We start from the raw sequence: 18416 nt of genomic DNA, 5'->3' as shown, positions 1-18416 counted from the left end.
GTTTTAAGGGCACTTAAAGGCACAAAAATGCCAGCTATCGTTAGCTGGCATTTTCTGAACAAACTATCTTGAAAGAACAATACCTGGGGCGTTGCATCTATAAGATCTGCTGCTTTTGCTGTGAGTAACGCTGGAAAATTGGATTGCTCAGATAATCTTTAAGTTGTGGACGCCACAAGCCGACTTCAATCCCTTTGACCACCAAGTGAATCACAGCAGCATCGATGGCGGACATCATTGCGATATTCACGGGCTCGTTATGGGTGTATCCCAATTCAGCTTCAAGCAATTCTTTATATTCTATAAATCGGAACGCACCTGCGGTTAACTCGTGGGAGTAGATGGTTTTGCTGGTGGTTATGCTAAGCAGTATCTTACCGCTTCGGACATCGACCGCCCTTAGGTTTACCGTGACTTGGTCGGTACGATACTGCCCAGATGTACCTACGCCCAAATATCTTGCTCCTACGCCTCCCGTACGTATATTTGAGTCGTAGGCCACGATACCGCCTTCAATCACTATATTGGCAGAACTTAGTGACGACAAATCATCCCCATGGTTGGTTGTATGCTTATCTTTCTTTTGGGCGGCGCGGATGATTTTGCGCTCTGTCAGTAAGTTTTGTAACCCTTCACGTTCTAACGGAACAAACCAATTTGAATCAAGTAACGAATTGGTTAACAACGCTGTTCCGCCTTGAGGTACGGCAGTAGAGAAATTACTGTTGGGTGATGGCTTGTATTGCCCCGTTTGATCTCTAAAGTCATAAACCGAGACTAAAATTCTACCTTTAGGCCGAGGTAAAGCGACCAAATCGAGATAGGTTGCGCCCCGAGGCATCAACGTTGGATTTCTGTCGGGTTCTGGAATAGCTAAGCTGGTAGTGCATCCAGATAAGACCATTAGGCTCAAGCTCAATAGTAGTGCTTTCATTACTTGCTCCTTATAGGTCAGGGTTGAGCCCGGAGACTTGTATCTCTGTCGATTCACCGGAAATCTTATCGACGATCTGCACAGTTAGCACACCGTCGGTATCGATGATATTCAAGAAAAAGTCGTCGGTTTCTAGTTGCCCGGTATTCCCGTTCCCCACGTCTGCGAGTAACTGGCTTATTAAGCGTGATTCTAAGCTTGAAGCGAGGCGATCTAACGCACTTTCTTGTTCAAATGGAGAACTATTGTCTGGCCCCTTAAAGTCGTTAATCGCATTGGCAACGCCAAAGAGATGAGTTGAGTTTAGGGCATTACCACCAAAGCTTGGGTTGACCGGTTTGTAGGTGAGCTCGGTTGCGGAGACGCTTCCAACCATAAGAATCAACCCGATACTTGCTGTTATGTAAGGTTTAACAGTTTTCATCCTTGCCTCTTTATATTTCATCGTGGTCGAGGTCGAACGTGTCTTGGAATAGGCGTTCGGCTTCCCAACGGATTATATGGGCGCTAACACTTCTAAGCGCTTGGTCTGCTTTTTCTTCCGCTTGACGTCTGCCCGGCGAAAGTGCGGTTCTATAGATGATCTTGTTGCGGTGGGTGACCGAAATGATGCTGCCCGAGAGTGCTGTTGCTCTCTCTTTGACGGTTAGGTTTTCGCTCAAGCTGTCGTATTTCTCATTCATTTTGAGTGTAAATGCATCGTAGAAATCTTCGCCGAGACGAGTCATTGTTCTATCAATGATCAAACCACCAACTTCAGTAAAGTCGTGAAAGGCTGGAGCACTTTTATCTTCCAATGCTGGACCGTTTTCGAGTGGCTTACTCTCCTCGACACCCGTACTTTTGGTTGCCGCAAAGCTTGCCTCGGTAAAAGCGACAACTGCGCAGACGGCGACTGCGAAAAACCTTGCTCTCAACCCCATGAACACCATCTTCCTTCCTTTAGTTCACCCTTATCTACTGCTATTGATTTTGGCTCAATATCCATACTTTGTTTATAGGCTCAAATGGAGGTTCTATGTTGATTCTCAATTGTGAGAGAGAGTTGGGAGTGCGAGGTTGTAATCGTTAATAATTGTTTTTATTGTATTTAAATTTATTTTCTGGTTCTTTGGTTTAGTAGGGTTAAATAAAAATCATAGTATTGAATTAGGTTGGGGTGAGCTTTTAATTAAAAAATATTGTAAAAGTTTAGTTTCATTTCTTATTAAAGTTTATTGAGGCAAATGGAGCGCTCATCGATACTTTTTACAGGTTCAAACGAGAAGAGACAGCAGGTCAGGACGATGAAATTACACTCAGGTAAATACATGACAACCTCTGCTTTAACGTTTGCAGTCACTATGGTGAGTTTCGGAGTAGGTGCTGCTCATCAACCACGTTTTGATGTTGGTGATTTGGGGCTAGGGGAGTTTGGCGACTCAGGTGAATCCATCATTGCTGACGTAGAGGCGCTTAAATCTCTCGCTGGAGAATTGGATTCAGGCAACTACAGCGACGTGCAACTTAATGGGGCTCGTTATGGTTCGGTTATCGTCCGTCAGGTGGGCAGTGGGAACGCAGCGCAGGTGTCGCAAACCAATACCATCGCCAATCGAGCTTATATTCGCCAAAAAGGGGTGGAAAACACCGCCATAGTGAATCAAGGCAGTAGCAATCAGGCCTCGACCAATAACCTAGCTTATATCGAGCAGTGGGGCGAAGGGCACACTGGGTACGTGAGTCAAGAAGGCAACAACAATGTTGCCATCCTAAAACAGTGTGAACTCCATAGAACTCGCTGTGTTGGCGAAGCGAATGGCTCAAGTGAGTGGAGCATCTCCCAAACGGGCGATGGCAATGTGGCAGCGATTTATGACTCTGCCAATGCCTCTTTCGACGTCAATCAGACAGGAGGAGAGGGCATAGTGATCATCAATCACATGAACAGAGACTTTAACGTCAATTGACCCAAATTTGGTTTGTCTGGCATCCCAGGCATTAGAAACACATACGCAGCGGTAAACGTATGAAGCAGTATAACGAAGCTTGTAGCAGCGAGTTATACCTAGATAGTAATTGTTCAATGGATACAAATTGAAGGAAACAAATTATGAACAAGTTAGCGATAAGTGTTGCGATTACTTCAGTACTATTCTCGGGTGGTGCGCTCGCAAATGGTCTTCTTGACCTAGAGAATGCAGATGGTGTTCAACTAGATACGCTTCAACCAGACAATGTGACTGACATTCAGTTGGGAACAGGTGATGACTCGTACATTTCGGTATATCAATACTCAACGGGTGATGCGGGGGCAAACGAAGCACAAGTGAAAACTAACCGAGCTGATGACAACTCCGTTATGATAATCAGCCAATTTGGTGAGGCAAATGAGGCATTGATCGATTCAGATGGTGCGACTGAGTACTCAAACATCTATCAATCAGGTACTGGAAACGAAGCTCAAATCATCTCTGCTGAAAATAGCTCTCGACTTAACAATATGACGGTTTGGCAGGTGGGTAACGATAACGACTCGTCCGTTTTTGCTAACGGTGGCTCAGACAGAAACTACGCCTTTACTAGTGTTTCTGGTAATGACAACACCACCTCGTCAACGTTTGCTAATGGCGGTAGTGATGGCAACCAAGCGATCATCGTTGTATCTAACGGTGATGGAAACACAGTACATACATTGATGAACGATGCGAGTACGGTAGGTCTATACGATAGTAATGTGTCTAATACCTTCATTAGTAACAGTGATGATAACACCGTATACACCAATCAATGGGGTGAAGAAGGCAGCGTAGATGTTGATATCACCGACGGCAGTGATGGTAACTTCATTATGGCGAATCAATACCAAGATAGCTCTGAAGCCATCGTGAATTTAACTGACAACAGTAGCAACAACAATGTGTACTTGAGCCAGTGGCAGGATGACTATGTTTCAGTTACAGGTGATGGTGCAAATAACAACTTTGTAGTTGTAACCCAGCAATAACTTTCAGCTTATGAAAAATATTGTCAAACTATTAGCGGTGCTCTGCACCGCTAATTTATCGGTGTACACAAATGCCGATAACCTTACTCCAACGGTTGATCCAGAATTGGTGTGTGAAAAGAGCGCCACGTCGCTTGCACTAACGATTGCTAGCTATGAATTCCAAGGCACAGTCGAAGTGCTTGATGGTGGCAATAATACGGTTCGTTTGACTGCAAGGCCAAGCGCATCGCTCAACTACCGTGTGAGTAGTGTTAACGCCCCAGTTAAGGTGACATTCATTTCTACGCAGTCACAAGAGTCTAGTTCGTTTTATGTTGACCACGACTGTATGGTGTTACCTAGCCCTTAATCAGTGAGAAAAACTCACTTCAAATTATTCAGCGTTATCTCTGTTTCACGACTATGCTTACTTTGTGGTATTGCCGCACAAAGCGCAGCCATTGTAAGGAGGAGACGGTGGATAAAAATAAGCGCTCGGCCGCAGAAGCGAGTCACTCAACGTCCAGTCAGGCACACAAACCGAATCCCGTTAGTGCTTGGATATCTGATTTCTATTGGCATATAGAGTCATCGAATCAGGCGCTTCACAGCCAAGTGCTAGAGCGAATTAAGTGGAGCAACTTCATCGAATGATGAACAAAAAAAAGCCCTCGCAATGAGGGCTTTGTGATCCTTAGGGGTATAAATGCCAATGCCGTACAGTCACCTTGGCACAAGGATAAATTAAACGCCGCTTTCTTTGTAAAGGCGCTTACAAGCACGGCCGTCGCTGTGGAACAAGTGACAACGGTGTGCAGGAATACCAATCTTGTATTTTTCACCCGGCTCTACTTCTAGAGTATCTGGAGCGCGGTAAATAACGTCTGCGTCAGCATCTTCAAGGTTTAGGTAGATTTGAGTTTCGTTACCCAGTTTTTCTACAACTTGAATTTCACCTTCAATCATGCCGTCTGCGTCGTCAACGTGAATGATATGCTCAGGGCGAATGCCTAGCGACATACGGTCGCCTTTAGTCACTGTTGAACCGTCTACAGGGATCCAGAATGCTTCGCCGTTCGACATCTGAACCATTACGCGCTCATCTTCAACCGCTTCAATGAATACGCTGATGAAGTTCATCTTTGGTGAACCGATGAAGCCTGCAACAAAACGGTTTTCTGGGTAGTGGTAAAGCTCTAGCGGTTTGCCCACTTGCGATACGAAACCAGCGTCTAGTACCACAATCTTGTCAGCCATCGTCATTGCTTCTACCTGATCGTGCGTTACGTAGATCATGGTACAACCAAGTTGACGTTGAAGTTTGGTGATTTGGCTACGCATTTGTACACGTAGTGCCGCATCTAGGTTAGATAGAGGCTCATCTAAAAGGAATACGTCTGGTTGTGACACTAGCGTACGACCGATAGCAACACGCTGACGCTGACCACCAGAAAGTGCCTTAGGTTGGCGCTCTAGTAGGTGCGTTAGCTGAAGGATGTCAGCGGCTTTCGATACACGCTTGTCGATTTCGCCTTTGTCAGCTTTCGCTAGCTTAAGGCCAAATGACATGTTGTCATATAGGTTTAGGTGAGGGTAAAGAGCGTAAGACTGGAATACCATGCCTACACCACGTTTAGAAGGCTCAACGTCGTTCATACGTTCGTCGCCGATGTACAAGTCACCAGAAGTAATGTCTTCTAGACCTGCAATACAACGAAGTAGGGTTGATTTACCACAGCCTGATGGGCCAACGAATACTACAAACTCACCTTGTTTGATATCTAAATCAACGTTTTTAGAAATCAGTACGTCACCGTAAGCTTTAGAAACGTTCTTTAAAGTGACACTCGCCATTTAGCTCGTCCTCGATTGATTTTTTTAAGCAGTTATCGTCCACATTATAAGAGTGTTTTATGAGAACAATAACCGTAGGAAACAGTAAAAGTAAGAAAAATAGGGTGGCGTTTAATAGATTGAGTTGTTCGCCACCCACATTAGCCAATTGCAATAGATACATATTCCCTCGCCGTCATTTAAACGTACTCCCCCGTACAGATATACCACTCACGTTTAAATGACACCTATGTATCCGCTCGGCTAGGAAAAAGGGCTGGTGCCCATCCAATTTCGGATAGGCTCAGTTTGCGAGATCTCAAACATCAAAACATCCTCCTGTTGAAAAAAGTTGTAGGGGGAGTAGGGGGGGAGGAGGGGGAATAGCCACTATTGGGCACAGTTCAAAAAAATATGCCCAATAATTGTGCGTCCAGTCACATTGTTGGGTTGCTTTGTGATCTCACTCCAGTGCTGCACCGACTTAGATCACGAAAATGCGTCATAATGGGGAGGGCGTAGTGTTTAGGAGGATGAGCTAGCAACCCACATTTAAGATGATTATTGTCGAAATTCGGCTTTGACCTAGTATCTCAGACTGAATATCTGAAGAGCTCAGAGGCACTGGTAATAACTGAATGCCCTACACAACAAATGAAAAGGATTAGAAAATGAAAAAAGCTCTAAGCACTATTGCAGTATGTACTCTAACTGCACTTGGTTCTTTTGGCGCTCACGCTGCTATCGAAGAAGGTCAACTAACCATCTGGATCAACGGTGATAAAGGCTACAACGGACTTGCAGAGGTAGGTAAGAAGTTCGAAGAAGATACAGGCGTTAAGGTGACAGTTGCTCACCCAGATGGCCTACAAGACAAATTCCCTCAAACTGCGGCGACTGGCGACGGTCCAGACATCGTATTTTGGGCTCACGACCGTTTCGGTGGCTACGCTGAATCTGGTCTACTAGCAGAAGTTAAACCTTCAGCAGATACTAAAGCAGGCATCGTTGATTTTGCGTGGGACGCAGTAACTTACAACGGTAAGCTAATCGGTTACCCAGTAGCTGTTGAGTCTCTATCTCTAATCTACAACAAAGACCTAGTGCCAAACCCACCTAAAAACTGGGAAGAAGTTGAAGCGCTACACGCTAAGCTTCAAAAAGACGGCAAGTCTGCAATTATGTGGAACCTAAAAGAACCGTACTTCACTTGGCCTCTAATGGCTGCTGATGGCGGTTACGCATTCAAATACACTTCATCTGGCTACGACATCAAAGACGCTGGTATCAACAAGCCAGGTGTTAAAGCTTCAATGAACTTCGTTAAGTCTCTAGTTGAGAAAGGCGTTATCTCTGCAGACATGGACTACTCTGTATCTGAGTCTGAGTTCAACAAAGGTAACACTGCGATGACTATCAACGGCCCATGGGCTTGGGGTAACATCGAGAAGTCTGGCATCAACTACGGTGTAACAACTCTACCTAAGTTCAACGGTCAAGCTTCTAAGCCTTTCGTTGGCGTACTAACAGCAGGTATCAGCACTGCTTCTCCAAACAAAGATCTAGCAGTTGAGTTCATCGAGAACTACCTACTAACTAACGACGGTCTACGTGAAGTAAACAATGACAAGCCACTAGGCGCAGTAGCTCTTAACTCTTTCCAAGACGAGCTAGGTGCTGACAAGCGTATCGCTGCAACAATGGATAACGCACTAAACGGCGAAATCATGCCTAACATTCCTCAAATGAACGCTTTCTGGGGTTCTGCGAAGAATGCAGTAGTAAACGTTGTTGACGGTCGTCAAACAGTTGATGCAGCGCTTGCTGATGCTGAAAAACAAATGACTAAATAATCATTTGTCTAAATTGTAAGTCCTAAGTTCTACCTTTTAGGAGGGGGTAACCCCTCCTACTTTTAATCTTCATTTTTTTATCGCTAGCAGGTTTCTTATGCAGTCAGTTCAAGGCACAGACGCTATTGATGTAGCGGCACCTAAGACCAGTAAGCAGGTATTTATTAAGTGGTCGCTTTTGGCGACAGTCGGTATCGTGAATGGTTACGCAAGTATCCTAATGTATTCACGCGGCGAAATTGCGTTTGCAATGCTCACTATCCTGCTCACCTCTTTGGCACTATATATTTTCGGAAGCAAGAAGACATACGCACACCGTTATATCTATCCGGGTATTGCGGGTATGATCCTTTTCATCCTATTCCCTCTTGCTTACACTGTCGGGCTGGCATTCACTAACTACAGTGCGAAAAACCAATTATCGTTTGAGCGAGCTCAATCTGTATTGCTCGGTCAAACTTTCCAAAGTGGTGAAAGCTACGGATTTGATCTGTACAAAACCGATTCAGGCCACCGTATTGTCGTTAAAGACGGTGACCAACTGCTTTCCACCAAAGACATCAATCTTGCTAACGCAACCGACCTAACACTTGAGCTTACGCCAGTGGCATCGGTTGAAGGTGAGAAAGAGAAAATCAAAACTATCGTTCAAAATCGTTCTACGATCAGTGGTTTTGACTTACGCAAGCCAGACGGCAAAGACATTCGCATGAGTGGTCTGCGTAAGTTTGCGGCAATCTCTCCGCTCTACACTCTGCAAGACGATGGCGAGTCGCTTCTCAACAACAAATCAGGCGAATTGTTCAAACCAAACATGGAAATCGGTTTCTACCAACCGTATGAAAATGGCGAGTTTGTCGGTAACCAAGTATCACCAGGTTTCATCGTAAACATCGGTGCAGACAACTTTAAGCGTGTTTACGAAGATGATGGCATTAAAGAGCCGTTCGTGAGCATCTTCATCTGGACAGTCGTATTCTCGGCGCTATCTGTTGGCCTAACGCTTGTGATTGGTCTGGTGCTGGCGAGTGTTGTTCAGTGGGAAGAGCTTAAAGGTCGTGCGGTTTACCGTGTCCTTCTAATCCTGCCATATGCGGTTCCATCGTTTATCTCTATCTTGATCTTTAAAGGTCTTTTCAACCAGAGTTTTGGTGAGATCAACATGGTACTTGAAGCAATCTTTGGTATTAGCCCGAGCTGGTTCTCAGACCCGTTCCTAGCGAAGACCATGGTGCTTATCGTTAACTGCTGGCTTGGTTTCCCTTACATGATGATTCTATGTATGGGTCTACTAAAAGCGATTCCTGATGACCTTTACGAAGCGTCTGCAATTGATGGTGCTGGCCCGTTCAAAAACTTCATGAACATCACTGTACCACTGATGATCAAGCCGCTAACGCCGCTACTGATTGCAAGTTTCGCATTTAACTTCAACAACTTCGTAATGATCATGCTATTGACTAATGGTGGTCCGAACATGATTGGTACTTCAGAGCCTGCTGGTTACACCGACCTTCTAGTAAGCTACACCTACCGAATCGCATTCGAAGGTAGTGGTGGTCAAGACTTCGGTCTAGCAAGTGCGATTGCAACTCTGATCTTCCTATTGGTTGGTGGTCTAGCACTACTGAACCTACGATTCACCAAGCTGTCTGAGCGATAAGGAGACCTGACTATGCCAATGGTTCAAGGTAAATCATTAAAATACCGTGTGGCAGCGACACACGTGGCTCTATGGGTATTCCTAGCCCTAATCATCTTCCCGCTGCTAATGGTTGTTGCTATCTCATTCCGTGAAGGTAACTTCGCAACAGGCGAGTTAATTCCATCTAACCCTTCGTTAGAGCACTGGAAACTGGCGTTAGGTATTGCGGTTGAAAATGCAGATGGCAGCGTAACACCGCCGCCATTCCCAGTCCTACTATGGCTATGGAACTCGGTAAAAGTTGCGGGTGTGACAGCGGTACTTATCGTAGCACTATCAACAACATCAGCTTACGCATTTGCTCGTCTACGCTTTAGCGGTAAAGAGCCAATCCTAAAAGCGATGATGATCTTCCAGATGTTCCCAGCAGTACTTGCGCTAGTAGCTATGTATGCCCTATTTGATAAGTTAGGTCAGTACATTCCGTTCCTTGGTCTAAACACCCACGGCGGTCTGATCTTCTCTTACCTAGGTGGTATCGCACTACACGTATGGACGATTAAAGGTTACTTCGAGACTATCGACTCTTCACTAGAAGAAGCGGCAGCGCTGGATGGTGCGACTCCATGGCAGGCATTTAAGCTAGTACTACTACCGCTTTCTGTGCCAATCCTAGCGGTAGTGTTCATCCTTGCCTTTATCGGTGCGGTAACAGAAGTACCAGTGGCGTCGCTACTACTTTCTGACGTGAACAACTATACTCTAGCAGTTGGTATGCAACAGTACCTATACCCTCAGAACTACCTATGGGGTGACTTTGCGGCAGCAGCTGTACTATCTGCTCTACCGATCACAATTGTGTTCCTTCTGGCACAACGTTGGTTAGTTGGTGGATTGACAGCAGGTGGCGTTAAGGGATAATGGAGAGTGCGGTGGCAACACCGCACTTAAACTAGAAAGTGCTGACTTAGCATATTGGTTTGGCCGCTGACAAGCTAAGTTAAAGCACAAAATATTATTGGTTACGCATAGCTGGCTGTTAGCCTTGTGAATTGCATGCTGCCTAACGGTTCTTGTAACAATGACCCAAGCTTTTGCTTGGGTTTTTTTCGTTTGAAGCCTAGGCAAAGCACCAAAAAACAGTGCCAACAATATTGGCCCGTTTTAAGGTGGAATTAGAATACTAGTAATAAAACTAAGGTGTTATCTAGGACTTGATCCTATGCGGCTCAGTTCAAAGTTTTATCTTAGAGGTTTTCGAGACTGGAAGGGGCGCAGCCCATATGCTGCATTAGGACGTATAAGCTTTCACGATCGAGAGCGACTTTGCGAAATAGGTTTGCAAACACTTCATCCCCTCCAAAACAGGTTTGAATGTAGTGGTTGATCTCGTCATCTTGATAGCCTTCCACATACATCGAACGGACCCACTGATACTCGACAGACTTTAAGTCTCGGATGGTTGCTTCGCTCAATTTAACTGTGGTGCTCATATCTTCCCATATAACAAATAGATCTTACGAGAGCGTATTAGAGCAAAATTAGATGAAAGAAAGATGACAGATAAGCTTAAAGGGTCACTGTGTGCGAGCACCAAGAACGAGGTGGAGGCCACGTGGTTTGAAGCCTCCTACCAGCGCTAGATTCAACCAAACCTATTGATGGGTAGCGTTGCGACTCAATGTGTCTATGAGTAGTTGAAGAGGCTCAGAGAGCGGTTTTGAAGCCAGCCAGATAGCATCTACCGACCAGCGCAAAATCGACTCCCTTTCGACTTTAAAGCTCACTAACTCACCGCTGTCGATCAGATTTTGTGTTAATGCATGCGGTACAATACCCCAACCTACCCCATTGACGATAAGATCAAGAGCGCAAGAAAAATTGCTCACACTGTGGCAGTGATGGCTGCATTTCAATACTTCATGATGCCATATATCTTGGAAGGATTTTAGGATCACTTGGCGCATTTTTCGCTGCTTTAGCTGGCTAATCGTGTCAAACGGCTTGATGCCGAACTTCTTAGCATAGCTGGCACTGGTGACTGCAGAGGCAGTAAATGCCTGCAATTTTGCTACGGCGATATCGAGGTTGTACTGCTCAGCAGATAACACCACTGCAAGATCTGCTTCGCCACGTTCAACACTATCGATGCACTCTTGGGTCGTGCCATCAATAAAACGCAAATCCAACGTCGGAAACTTTTCAGTCACCTCCACTAAGGCAGTCGGGATGTTCATTCCTAGCGTCGAACTGTCCAATGCGAGTGTCAATTTTGTTGGATGCATTTGTAGAACGTTTAATGCCCTACGATTAAATTGATCGAGCTCAAACTTTACCGCTTTTGCATACTCATATAATTCATCAGCATGGTGGTTTGGTGTCAATGCACTGGCATGTCTTTCGAACAATTCGTAACCAAGTTCAGTTTCTAAGTTACTTATTTGTCTGCTCAATGTTGATGCGTGCTTGCCAATCTTGTGAGACGCAAGTGCAAAGCTTCCAGTATCATAAACTGCAATAAAGGCAGTGACTTGGGATATATTTACATCCATTATAATCGGTGCTCATGTTTGTAGTCTGTTGATCATAAACCCATGTTTGGCATGTATATACTGCATGCTGAGCGTGTGCATACCCTGCATACGGAGCAATTTTGCCTTTCATAGGGATTATGGATAATGAATTTTGCTTTGACGTAAAACTAAATTCATTAATCCACTGGAGTCTACGGTGAAATCAAAATCACTTTTCGTGTCTTCAATCGCAATGTGCGTTGCGATGAACACAAGTTCAGTATTTGCTGGTGAGAATGCAGATACTGTTTTTATCAACGGCCAAGTATACACGGTTAACGAAAGCCAAGCATGGGCAGAAGCTTTTGCAGTTAAAAATGGTGAAATCGTTAAGTTAGGTAATACCAAAGAAATTACAGAATTTAAAGATGCCGATACAGAAGTGATCGATCTGAAGGGCCAATTTGTCTTACCTGGTTTCATTGACGCGCACACCCACCCAATACGTGTTGCTATGATGGAAAATACCTTTTTCAATCACAGTGCGTTTGACAAAGTCACGCCAGACGAGTTTGGTAAAAAGCTTCAAGAGTACGCGGCAGGCAAGGGCAAGAACTTAGAGTGGGTTTACGGTAAGTCATTCTCTTGGGAGTTTTTCCTAAATACTGGCGTTGAGATGGACCGTCACTTCCTAGATAAGTACGTACCTGATCGTCCTGTGGCAATCGAAGATGATGGCGGCCACGTTGTTGTGGTTAACTCGAAAGCGCTTGAAATTGCGGGTATTACCAAAGATTCAGTTGCTCCAGAAGGCGGTAAATATGGTCTTGATGACAAAGGCGAGCTAAATGGCCATCTGATCGCTGGTCCTGCTATCCAATCGGTACTTTCCTACCATCCGCCTCATCGTCAAGAAGACGTGACCAAAGCAGCACTGGACTCACTAAAAACCAATAACCATTTTGGTATCACAGGCATGAAAGTGGTAGAGGGTGACCGTGAACAGATGCAAGCTTATCACGATCTAGACCAGCAAGGTTTATTGACCGCTGATGTCAATATGCACCCTTACTTAAAAGAGTTCTTCTTTGGCACGGATATTACTCCAGCGCTAAAAGAGAAAGCTAAGTATGAAACTGAGCACTTCCGTGTAAACGGGGTTAAAGCTTTTATAGATTCCTCCTTTTTTGGACGCGCGGCGGCGGTTTCGAAGCCTTACAAAAACTCTGATGACCTAGGCAAACTCTACACACCTTACGAAGAGTTTAAAGACATCATGATTAAGTACAACGGCATGGGTCTTGCGGTGACAACTCACTCAGTAGGTGACCGTGGTACAGCTTTGGTACTGAAAGCGATGGAAGAGTCGGCTAAAGTGAACGGAATCGAAAACGTTCGTAAGCTTCGCAACCATATAGCACACTGCTTTATGGTTCAAGACGAAGACTTTGGCCGAGCGAAAAACCTTAACGCAATGTTGGAATTCTCACCTGCAGTTTGGTTCCCACACCCGCTTTGGAAAGTGCTAGAGCAAGACATGGATATCGACGATATCATGGGCTTCTTCCCTATCAAGCAAGCGGCGCAAGAAGGCAATGTTTACATTGCTTCTCCGGACTGGAGCCAAACACCGCTAGATCCAATGATGCATATCGAGACATTAACGACTCGTCGATTGCCTGGTATGCCGATGACAGCTGAAACCTTAAACGAAGATATGCAGATTGATCTAGAAACAGCGCTACGCGCATACACCATCAACCCTGCGTATGCGATGCACCTTGAAGACAAAGTTGGCTCGTTGGAAGAAGGCAAGAAAGCAAACTTCCAAATCATGACGGCAAACTTGTTTGAAGTGCCTAAAAACGAACTGATGCAACAGTACGCAACCAAGGTTTACTTCGAAGGTAAACTGGTCGCTGAAAACAGCGCTAAACCTGTTGAAAACTCAGAAAAGTAATTTTTAACAAGCTGCTTTAATGAGTATGGGCTGCCACGGACTTGGCAACAACAAGTCTGTGGCAGCCCTTTGTTTTTTATCTTTCGGTGGTGGCGGATTATGGCGTCATTGAGGGATGAACCATCACTATTATCAGGTATCACGATGTTTACCGATCGACGAATTAGAACCTCGACTACGGCATTGGTCTTTGACTTGGCATTGACAGGATTTCGTATTGGGCTGGCTTGGCTAACCGCCAGTATGGCGCTTACGGCGGACGCTTTGCACTCAATTACCGATGCGCTGGTCTCCTTTGCGTTACTACTGAGTATGATTTATCGCTTCAAGCAGGAGCAAACAGGTTGTGAAGTGCGTATCCATCGCGCCAAGAAAGCTGAAGCTATTGCCGTTGTTTTTGTTGCACTTATGATTCTTGCAGTGCCTTTTGAGATTTATCAGCAAACTCAATCCATGCAATCAATGCAGATCAACAATGCTTGGTGGGGCATTGCTGGTATAGGTGTAGTGATGTTGGTCTTACTGTTTATTGCCAAGCTAAAGATGTTGGTGGGAATCGAAACCGACTCAGAGGCACTTAAAGCAGACAGCCAACATACTAAGGTTGACCTGTTGACATCCGCAGCGGTGTTATTGTCGCTGGTGGGCTCTCTGGTTGGCTTCAATATCGACCAATACGTGGCACTGTTGATTGCTGTGATGATCTTCTATGCGGGCATAGAGTTGTTAAACGGTGGTGTTCGTACCTTTTTGGGCCACGGTACGGATCAGCAGTCGATAGTTTCCATCTGTTATCAAGGTCTAGTCACATATATACCCCATATTCCACTTCAGATGATCGCGAGTCGTGTGAGAGCGATCTTTCGTAAGGGCTGGAAACCGGTCACTTTGGCGTTTGTGGTTGGCTATATGTTTTCTGGCATCACTATAGTGCCTCATGGCTATGTTGGGGTTCAAAGTCGGTTTGGTGAAATCATCGATAAAAATATTGATTCAGGTTTGCTTTTGGCTTGGCCTGCACCTATCGATGAGGTGACGCTATTGGCCAAAGGTAAGCTCTATTCCATTTCGATTGGCAGCAAAAATTCTTTTATGCGTCCATCGTATGGTTCCAAGCTTTGGTATTCGATCAAGCAAAGTGAAATGAGTCGAGAGAACGCTGATTACCTGCTCACCGGGGATGAAAAACTGATGTTCTTTACTGCTGATGTTCAGTATCGAATCCGTGAGCCGAGTACCGAGCTTACCCAATTCAGTAGCGTGGAAAAACTGCTCACCAGCTTAGCGAATGCAGTGTTAGTGAAAAGCAGTACTAAGCAGGATTTTGATCGTCTTCAGCAGCAGGGATTTAATGATTACGCCGATGGCTTAGCGAACAGTATTTCGCAGGAAGTGGCTCTATTTGAACTGCCCGTTGATATTGTATCGGTTAAGGTGCAACAGATCGAACCTCCTGCATACTTGGTGGCCAAGTATCGCGACGCCCTCGATGCCTATCAGGAGAGCCATACCTTGGTCAATCAAGCGAATGCATGGAGCCTGACCGAAATCCCAGCGGCACGTGCTGAATTCTACAAGGTTAAATCGAACGCTACTGCTGAGGCGAATCAACGCATCTATTCCGTTGAAGGGGAGACCGAGCGCTTCAAACATTTAGCTGGGGTTTATCGCCAATCACCTTTGGCCTATCGATTTAATCAACAGGTTGATATTGCTGAGGAGACGCTGAAGCATAAGCCATTTACTGTCATCGATCCGGCATTTAGTAGTTTGGATTTTCGGATTTGGGGTACTGCTGGGGCAAGCAATGACCATGTTTCTCACCGCAAAACGGCAAACACTCAAGGGGAGCAATCTGACAGTTTATTAGCTGGTTTTGACCCCTCTATAACTCCTACAACTGCCAACCAAAGTACCACCAAACCTTCGAATGGCTCGCCTTATTATCAAGGGTTAAGCGAGCGAGAACGTCAGTTAGATGCAGAGCAGCGAGAGCTGTTAAACAAACTTCGAGTATTCAGTACAGGTCGATCTTCATGAAAATAGAATCTAAAAAACAGGCCCTTTGGTGGTTCATTGGTGCAGTATTCTGCCTCTATATCGCTTCGACCTGTTTCGTTGCGGTCAAAGAGTCAGAGTTCGTTGTGATCACGCAATTTGGTAAACCCGTAAAAACCGTGGTTCAAGCGGGGGCTGAGTTCAAGCTGCCAGACCCTGTGCAGTCAGTAACTCGTTTGGAAAAGCGAGTGCAAATGCTCAGTTTAGAGCCAAGTGAGTACAGCACTCGCGACCGTCGTAATGTGGTGGTAGATAATTATGTGGTTTGGCGGATCATAGAACCCGTTAATTATCTTACGAGTGTAAGAACGACAGACATCGCTGAGCAGCGCCTAAATACCATCACAAATTCGGAGGTGGGCAGTATGTTGGCTACTTATCCACTTGATATGATATTGAATGTGTCTGACGAGGAAAATCATCTTGATACCCTGTTCAAGCAAATCACGGCTAAGGTCAATCACGTAAGCCAGCAGGAGCTGGGTATCGAAGTGTTGGCGGTGCGTGCGGTTAAATTTGGGTACTCCCCCCGCAACCTCAAATCGATTTATGATCGAATGAGTTCAGAATGGGAGCGTCTATCAAAGAAGTATCGCGCCGAAGGTCACGAGCAAGCTGAAAAAATCCGTGCTCAGACCGAGCAAGAGATCACCGAGCTTAAGTCGTCAGCGTACAGAGACAGCCAGATCATCAAAGGACAAAGTGAAGCCAAAGCGGCAGAGCTATATAGCCAAGCCTTTGAATCCAATCAGGAGTTCTTTGAATTTGTTCGAACTATGGAAGCGTACAAATCCGTCTTTGGGAGTAATAGCCAATTGATCTTACCGTCAGATTCCGAGCTGTTCAAACAATTGGTGAACCCTAAACTGGTCGGTGAGAGTTTAGAGCAAGAGAGGCCTCAATGAGCTGGAGACAAGATGTAAGCCGAGTCGCCACGCAGATCTTTTATCGCCTCCGTTGGGTATTTGTGGTGACAACCTTGGTTCTCTATGCCGTGAGTGGTCTGTATTCTCTTGATGCGGACCAGCGCGCTGTTGTGAGTCGTTTTGGTCGAGTGATAGAGCATAATGTCTTACCTGGAATGCACTATCGCCTCCCATGGCCTATCGATAGTGTTGAGACTTTGTCTGCGGTAGAGCTGCGCTCAGTGAATATCGACTTTAGAAAAGAGTTAGATAGCGCTGTGGTTGGGGCTGAGCTCACCACTGGTCGAGGTGACTTAATAGATTTGGCGCTGCAAGTGCAATATAGCATCCCCAACCCTGGGCTGTTTCTAACCAGGGCTATCGATGGTGAGACCATATTGCGACATGCTGCCAAGGCGCAAGCGGTGATTTATGTCAGCCAGAGAGAGCTCGATAGCCTGCTTACCACCGGAAGAAATGACTTTCAGATTTGGATGAAACATGCCGTTCAGTCAGAGTTGGAAAGTTTTGGCTCGGGAATCCAAGTGACCAATGTGATGATCAATCGGTTAGAAACGCCAAAAGTGATTAAGCAAGCGTATGATGAAGTGCAAATGGCTCCGGCGGCCAAGGAAAAACTCATCCAAGACGCTCTTGGCGAACGGGAAATAAAGTTGGCACAAGCTCGAAGTGCGGTAGTAAAAAGCACTAAGCAGGCGCAAGCTCAAGCGGATGCTCGTATTACTCAAGCTCATGGGGAGGTGGAGCGGCTTAGTACCCTAATCGTGAGTTTGGAAAAAGATCCGCAACTGGCGCAAAAACGGATCTATCTCGAGACGTTGAAAGAGATCTTAGACAAAGCGCAAGTACGCTTCATTAACCGAGATCGTTGAGTGTTCTATTCAAGTAACAACAGAAGGCTGCTTATTGGTTGAAGCAGCCTTCTCTTATTCTAACGGTTAATTATTTACTTGGACGCTGAATTATTTGGCGACTGAACGGCTTTAAAACTTACTTATAAACTCTTCTACATACCGATCGAGGTTTGGCAGGATCTCTTTTATTGGCTGTAACTGCTTGGTGAGCGATTCAAGATCCTCAAAATAGACCTTACCTCGCGCTAGGCTTATCTTGTTTTCACCTTCAAGCTTTTTGAGCACTTCATTGAGTCGAGGGCGGGATATCCCAGTAATCGTGCTTAGCTGTTTTTGCGAGATATTGATATGAGGCACCGCACCTCGGATGCTTTGACTTTTATCCAAAATGCTTAGGAGAGTCGCAATGATCCGAGTCTCTTTGTCATGTAATGAAGCCACCTGAGACTGGAGCCAAGACTGCTGAACTTGACCTGCGGAAAAATATAACCACTTGTAAATGAAAGGGTTAGTTTCAGCAAGCTTTTCGATTTTCTCTTTAGGGAAGTAGAGCAGTTCAGTCGGTTTGACTTCTTCGATGTTGGCGTTAATTAGCATTTGGGTCATCATCAAGCTGCCCCCAAGCCAAAGTCCTTCACCCAACAGGCCGCCAGACATACTCTGCGGTCCATCGGCGGCAAAACTCACACTGATAAGGCCTTTGGCTACATAAAACACCCCACGGCCTTTGCGGGTCGGTGGCGCTGAATGCTTTATTTGACTTAATCCAGAGATAGGAATAGCGATATCCGTCAGCTGCTGCTGTGTGTTTTTGTCTAGGTCACAAGGCCACTGAATATCAAAATTCGCTATCATAAACCACTCATCTATTT

At 45.4% G+C, this 18416-nt stretch carries 18 protein-coding genes; 11 read left to right on the top strand and 7 right to left on the bottom strand.

Annotated elements, in window-relative coordinates; translation table 11 throughout:
* Nucleotides 1–97 precede the first annotated feature (97 nt).
* The 3 genes from J4N39_RS21180 to J4N39_RS21170 are packed head-to-tail and all read right to left on the bottom strand — an operon-like array spanning nt 98 to nt 1857.
* The gene (locus J4N39_RS21180; RefSeq protein ID WP_252024674.1) at nt 98–934 is read right to left on the bottom strand and encodes a CsgG/HfaB family protein; all 837 of its coding nucleotides are present in this window, start codon (nt 932–934) and stop codon (nt 98–100) included.
* 10 nt (nt 935–944) lie between these two features.
* Complete coding sequence (locus tag J4N39_RS21175) at nt 945–1358, bottom strand: curli assembly protein CsgF (RefSeq protein WP_252024672.1); 414 nt, start codon at nt 1356–1358, stop codon at nt 945–947.
* 10 nt (nt 1359–1368) lie between these two features.
* Nucleotides 1369–1857, bottom strand: coding sequence for a curli production assembly/transport protein CsgE (locus tag J4N39_RS21170; RefSeq protein WP_252024670.1), 489 nt, complete (start codon nt 1855–1857; stop codon nt 1369–1371).
* Between the two features lie 363 nt (nt 1858–2220).
* On the opposite strand from J4N39_RS21170, the gene J4N39_RS21165 reads away from it, so the two are divergent.
* The 4 genes from J4N39_RS21165 to J4N39_RS21150 all read left to right on the top strand — a co-directional run bounded on the left by J4N39_RS21165 (nt 2221) and on the right by J4N39_RS21150 (nt 4556).
* The gene (locus J4N39_RS21165) at nt 2221–2883 is read left to right on the top strand and encodes a hypothetical protein (RefSeq protein ID WP_252024668.1); all 663 of its coding nucleotides are present in this window, start codon (nt 2221–2223) and stop codon (nt 2881–2883) included.
* A 143-nt stretch (nt 2884–3026) separates the two neighbouring features.
* Entirely contained in the window at nt 3027–3920 is an 894-nt protein-coding gene (locus J4N39_RS21160; RefSeq protein WP_252024666.1) for a hypothetical protein, read from the top strand.
* A 10-nt stretch (nt 3921–3930) separates the two neighbouring features.
* Nucleotides 3931–4272 carry a hypothetical protein gene (locus tag J4N39_RS21155; protein ID WP_252024664.1) on the top strand — a complete coding sequence of 114 codons (342 nt, stop codon included), beginning with the start codon at nt 3931–3933 and terminating at the stop codon, nt 4270–4272.
* A 107-nt stretch (nt 4273–4379) separates the two neighbouring features.
* The gene (locus J4N39_RS21150) at nt 4380–4556 is read left to right on the top strand and encodes a hypothetical protein (protein WP_252024662.1); all 177 of its coding nucleotides are present in this window, start codon (nt 4380–4382) and stop codon (nt 4554–4556) included.
* A 90-nt stretch (nt 4557–4646) separates the two neighbouring features.
* Here the strand turns inward: J4N39_RS21150 and malK are convergent, their stop codons facing one another.
* Complete coding sequence (gene malK / locus J4N39_RS21145; protein WP_252024660.1) at nt 4647–5756, bottom strand: maltose/maltodextrin ABC transporter ATP-binding protein MalK; 1110 nt, start codon at nt 5754–5756, stop codon at nt 4647–4649.
* Nucleotides 5757–6406: 650 nt separating this feature from the next.
* Here malK and malE point away from each other — a divergent pair.
* The 3 genes from malE (at nt 6407) to malG (ending at nt 10154) form a co-directional block, all read left to right on the top strand.
* On the top strand, nt 6407–7588 hold the full coding sequence (gene malE, locus J4N39_RS21140; RefSeq protein WP_252024658.1) for a maltose/maltodextrin ABC transporter substrate-binding protein MalE: 1182 nt from the start codon (nt 6407–6409) through the stop codon (nt 7586–7588).
* A gap of 97 nt (nt 7589–7685) precedes the next feature.
* On the top strand, nt 7686–9251 hold the full coding sequence (gene malF, locus J4N39_RS21135; protein WP_252024656.1) for a maltose ABC transporter permease MalF: 1566 nt from the start codon (nt 7686–7688) through the stop codon (nt 9249–9251).
* Nucleotides 9252–9263: 12 nt separating this feature from the next.
* The gene (gene malG / locus J4N39_RS21130; RefSeq protein WP_252024654.1) at nt 9264–10154 is read left to right on the top strand and encodes a maltose ABC transporter permease MalG; all 891 of its coding nucleotides are present in this window, start codon (nt 9264–9266) and stop codon (nt 10152–10154) included.
* 326 nt (nt 10155–10480) lie between these two features.
* Here the strand turns inward: malG and J4N39_RS21125 are convergent, their stop codons facing one another.
* Both J4N39_RS21125 and J4N39_RS21120 read right to left on the bottom strand, forming a co-directional pair.
* On the bottom strand, nt 10481–10726 hold the full coding sequence (locus tag J4N39_RS21125) for a hypothetical protein (protein WP_252024652.1): 246 nt from the start codon (nt 10724–10726) through the stop codon (nt 10481–10483).
* A gap of 162 nt (nt 10727–10888) precedes the next feature.
* Nucleotides 10889–11785, bottom strand: a complete 897-nt coding sequence (locus J4N39_RS21120; RefSeq protein ID WP_252024650.1) for a LysR family transcriptional regulator — start codon at nt 11783–11785, stop codon at nt 10889–10891.
* 226 nt (nt 11786–12011) lie between these two features.
* On the opposite strand from J4N39_RS21120, the gene J4N39_RS21115 reads away from it, so the two are divergent.
* The 4 genes from J4N39_RS21115 to hflK all read left to right on the top strand — a co-directional run bounded on the left by J4N39_RS21115 (nt 12012) and on the right by hflK (nt 17562).
* Nucleotides 12012–13706, top strand: coding sequence for an amidohydrolase (locus tag J4N39_RS21115; RefSeq protein WP_252024648.1), 1695 nt, complete (start codon nt 12012–12014; stop codon nt 13704–13706).
* Between the two features lie 99 nt (nt 13707–13805).
* A complete protein-coding gene (locus tag J4N39_RS21110) occupies nt 13806–15746 on the top strand; it encodes a cation efflux transmembrane domain-containing protein (RefSeq protein ID WP_252024646.1) in 1941 nt (646 codons plus the stop codon).
* Nucleotides 15743–16669 carry a protease modulator HflC gene (gene hflC / locus J4N39_RS21105; protein WP_252024644.1) on the top strand — a complete coding sequence of 309 codons (927 nt, stop codon included), beginning with the start codon at nt 15743–15745 and terminating at the stop codon, nt 16667–16669. Before J4N39_RS21110 ends, hflC begins: the two co-directional genes overlap by 4 nt.
* Entirely contained in the window at nt 16666–17562 is an 897-nt protein-coding gene (gene hflK / locus J4N39_RS21100; RefSeq protein WP_252024642.1) for a protease modulator HflK, read from the top strand. Before hflC ends, hflK begins: the two co-directional genes overlap by 4 nt.
* 111 nt (nt 17563–17673) lie before the next feature.
* On the opposite strand, the gene J4N39_RS21095 is transcribed toward hflK, so the two are convergent.
* Nucleotides 17674–18399, bottom strand: coding sequence for a Crp/Fnr family transcriptional regulator (locus tag J4N39_RS21095; RefSeq protein ID WP_252024640.1), 726 nt, complete (start codon nt 18397–18399; stop codon nt 17674–17676).
* Nucleotides 18400–18416 lie beyond the last annotated feature (17 nt).

Origin of the sequence: Vibrio sp. SCSIO 43136, from assembly GCF_023716565.1 — a bacterium.
Lineage (GTDB): Bacteria > Pseudomonadota > Gammaproteobacteria > Enterobacterales > Vibrionaceae > Vibrio.
This window is presented reverse-complemented; position numbering and strand designations above follow the sequence as displayed.

Excerpts from the sequence above, each read along its gene's own strand:
- hflK (WP_252024642.1), top strand. The coding sequence starts at position 16,666 with ATGAGCTGGAGACAAGATGTAAGCCGAGTCGCCACGCAGATCTTTTAT.
- malG (WP_252024654.1), top strand. The coding sequence starts at position 9,264 with ATGCCAATGGTTCAAGGTAAATCATTAAAATACCGTGTGGCAGCGACA.
- malK (WP_252024660.1), bottom strand. The coding sequence starts at position 5,756 with ATGGCGAGTGTCACTTTAAAGAACGTTTCTAAAGCTTACGGTGACGTA.
- J4N39_RS21165 (WP_252024668.1), top strand. The coding sequence starts at position 2,221 with ATGAAATTACACTCAGGTAAATACATGACAACCTCTGCTTTAACGTTT.
- malF (WP_252024656.1), top strand. The coding sequence starts at position 7,686 with ATGCAGTCAGTTCAAGGCACAGACGCTATTGATGTAGCGGCACCTAAG.
- hflC (WP_252024644.1), top strand. The coding sequence starts at position 15,743 with ATGAAAATAGAATCTAAAAAACAGGCCCTTTGGTGGTTCATTGGTGCA.
- malE (WP_252024658.1), top strand. The coding sequence starts at position 6,407 with ATGAAAAAAGCTCTAAGCACTATTGCAGTATGTACTCTAACTGCACTT.
- J4N39_RS21175 (WP_252024672.1), bottom strand. The coding sequence starts at position 1,358 with ATGAAAACTGTTAAACCTTACATAACAGCAAGTATCGGGTTGATTCTT.
- J4N39_RS21180 (WP_252024674.1), bottom strand. The coding sequence starts at position 934 with ATGAAAGCACTACTATTGAGCTTGAGCCTAATGGTCTTATCTGGATGC.
- J4N39_RS21160 (WP_252024666.1), top strand. The coding sequence starts at position 3,027 with ATGAACAAGTTAGCGATAAGTGTTGCGATTACTTCAGTACTATTCTCG.
- J4N39_RS21115 (WP_252024648.1), top strand. The coding sequence starts at position 12,012 with ATGAACACAAGTTCAGTATTTGCTGGTGAGAATGCAGATACTGTTTTT.
- J4N39_RS21095 (WP_252024640.1), bottom strand. The coding sequence starts at position 18,399 with ATGATAGCGAATTTTGATATTCAGTGGCCTTGTGACCTAGACAAAAAC.
- J4N39_RS21155 (WP_252024664.1), top strand. The coding sequence starts at position 3,931 with ATGAAAAATATTGTCAAACTATTAGCGGTGCTCTGCACCGCTAATTTA.
- J4N39_RS21110 (WP_252024646.1), top strand. The coding sequence starts at position 13,806 with ATGGCGTCATTGAGGGATGAACCATCACTATTATCAGGTATCACGATG.
- J4N39_RS21170 (WP_252024670.1), bottom strand. The coding sequence starts at position 1,857 with ATGGGGTTGAGAGCAAGGTTTTTCGCAGTCGCCGTCTGCGCAGTTGTC.
- J4N39_RS21120 (WP_252024650.1), bottom strand. The coding sequence starts at position 11,785 with ATGGATGTAAATATATCCCAAGTCACTGCCTTTATTGCAGTTTATGAT.
- J4N39_RS21125 (WP_252024652.1), bottom strand. The coding sequence starts at position 10,726 with ATGAGCACCACAGTTAAATTGAGCGAAGCAACCATCCGAGACTTAAAG.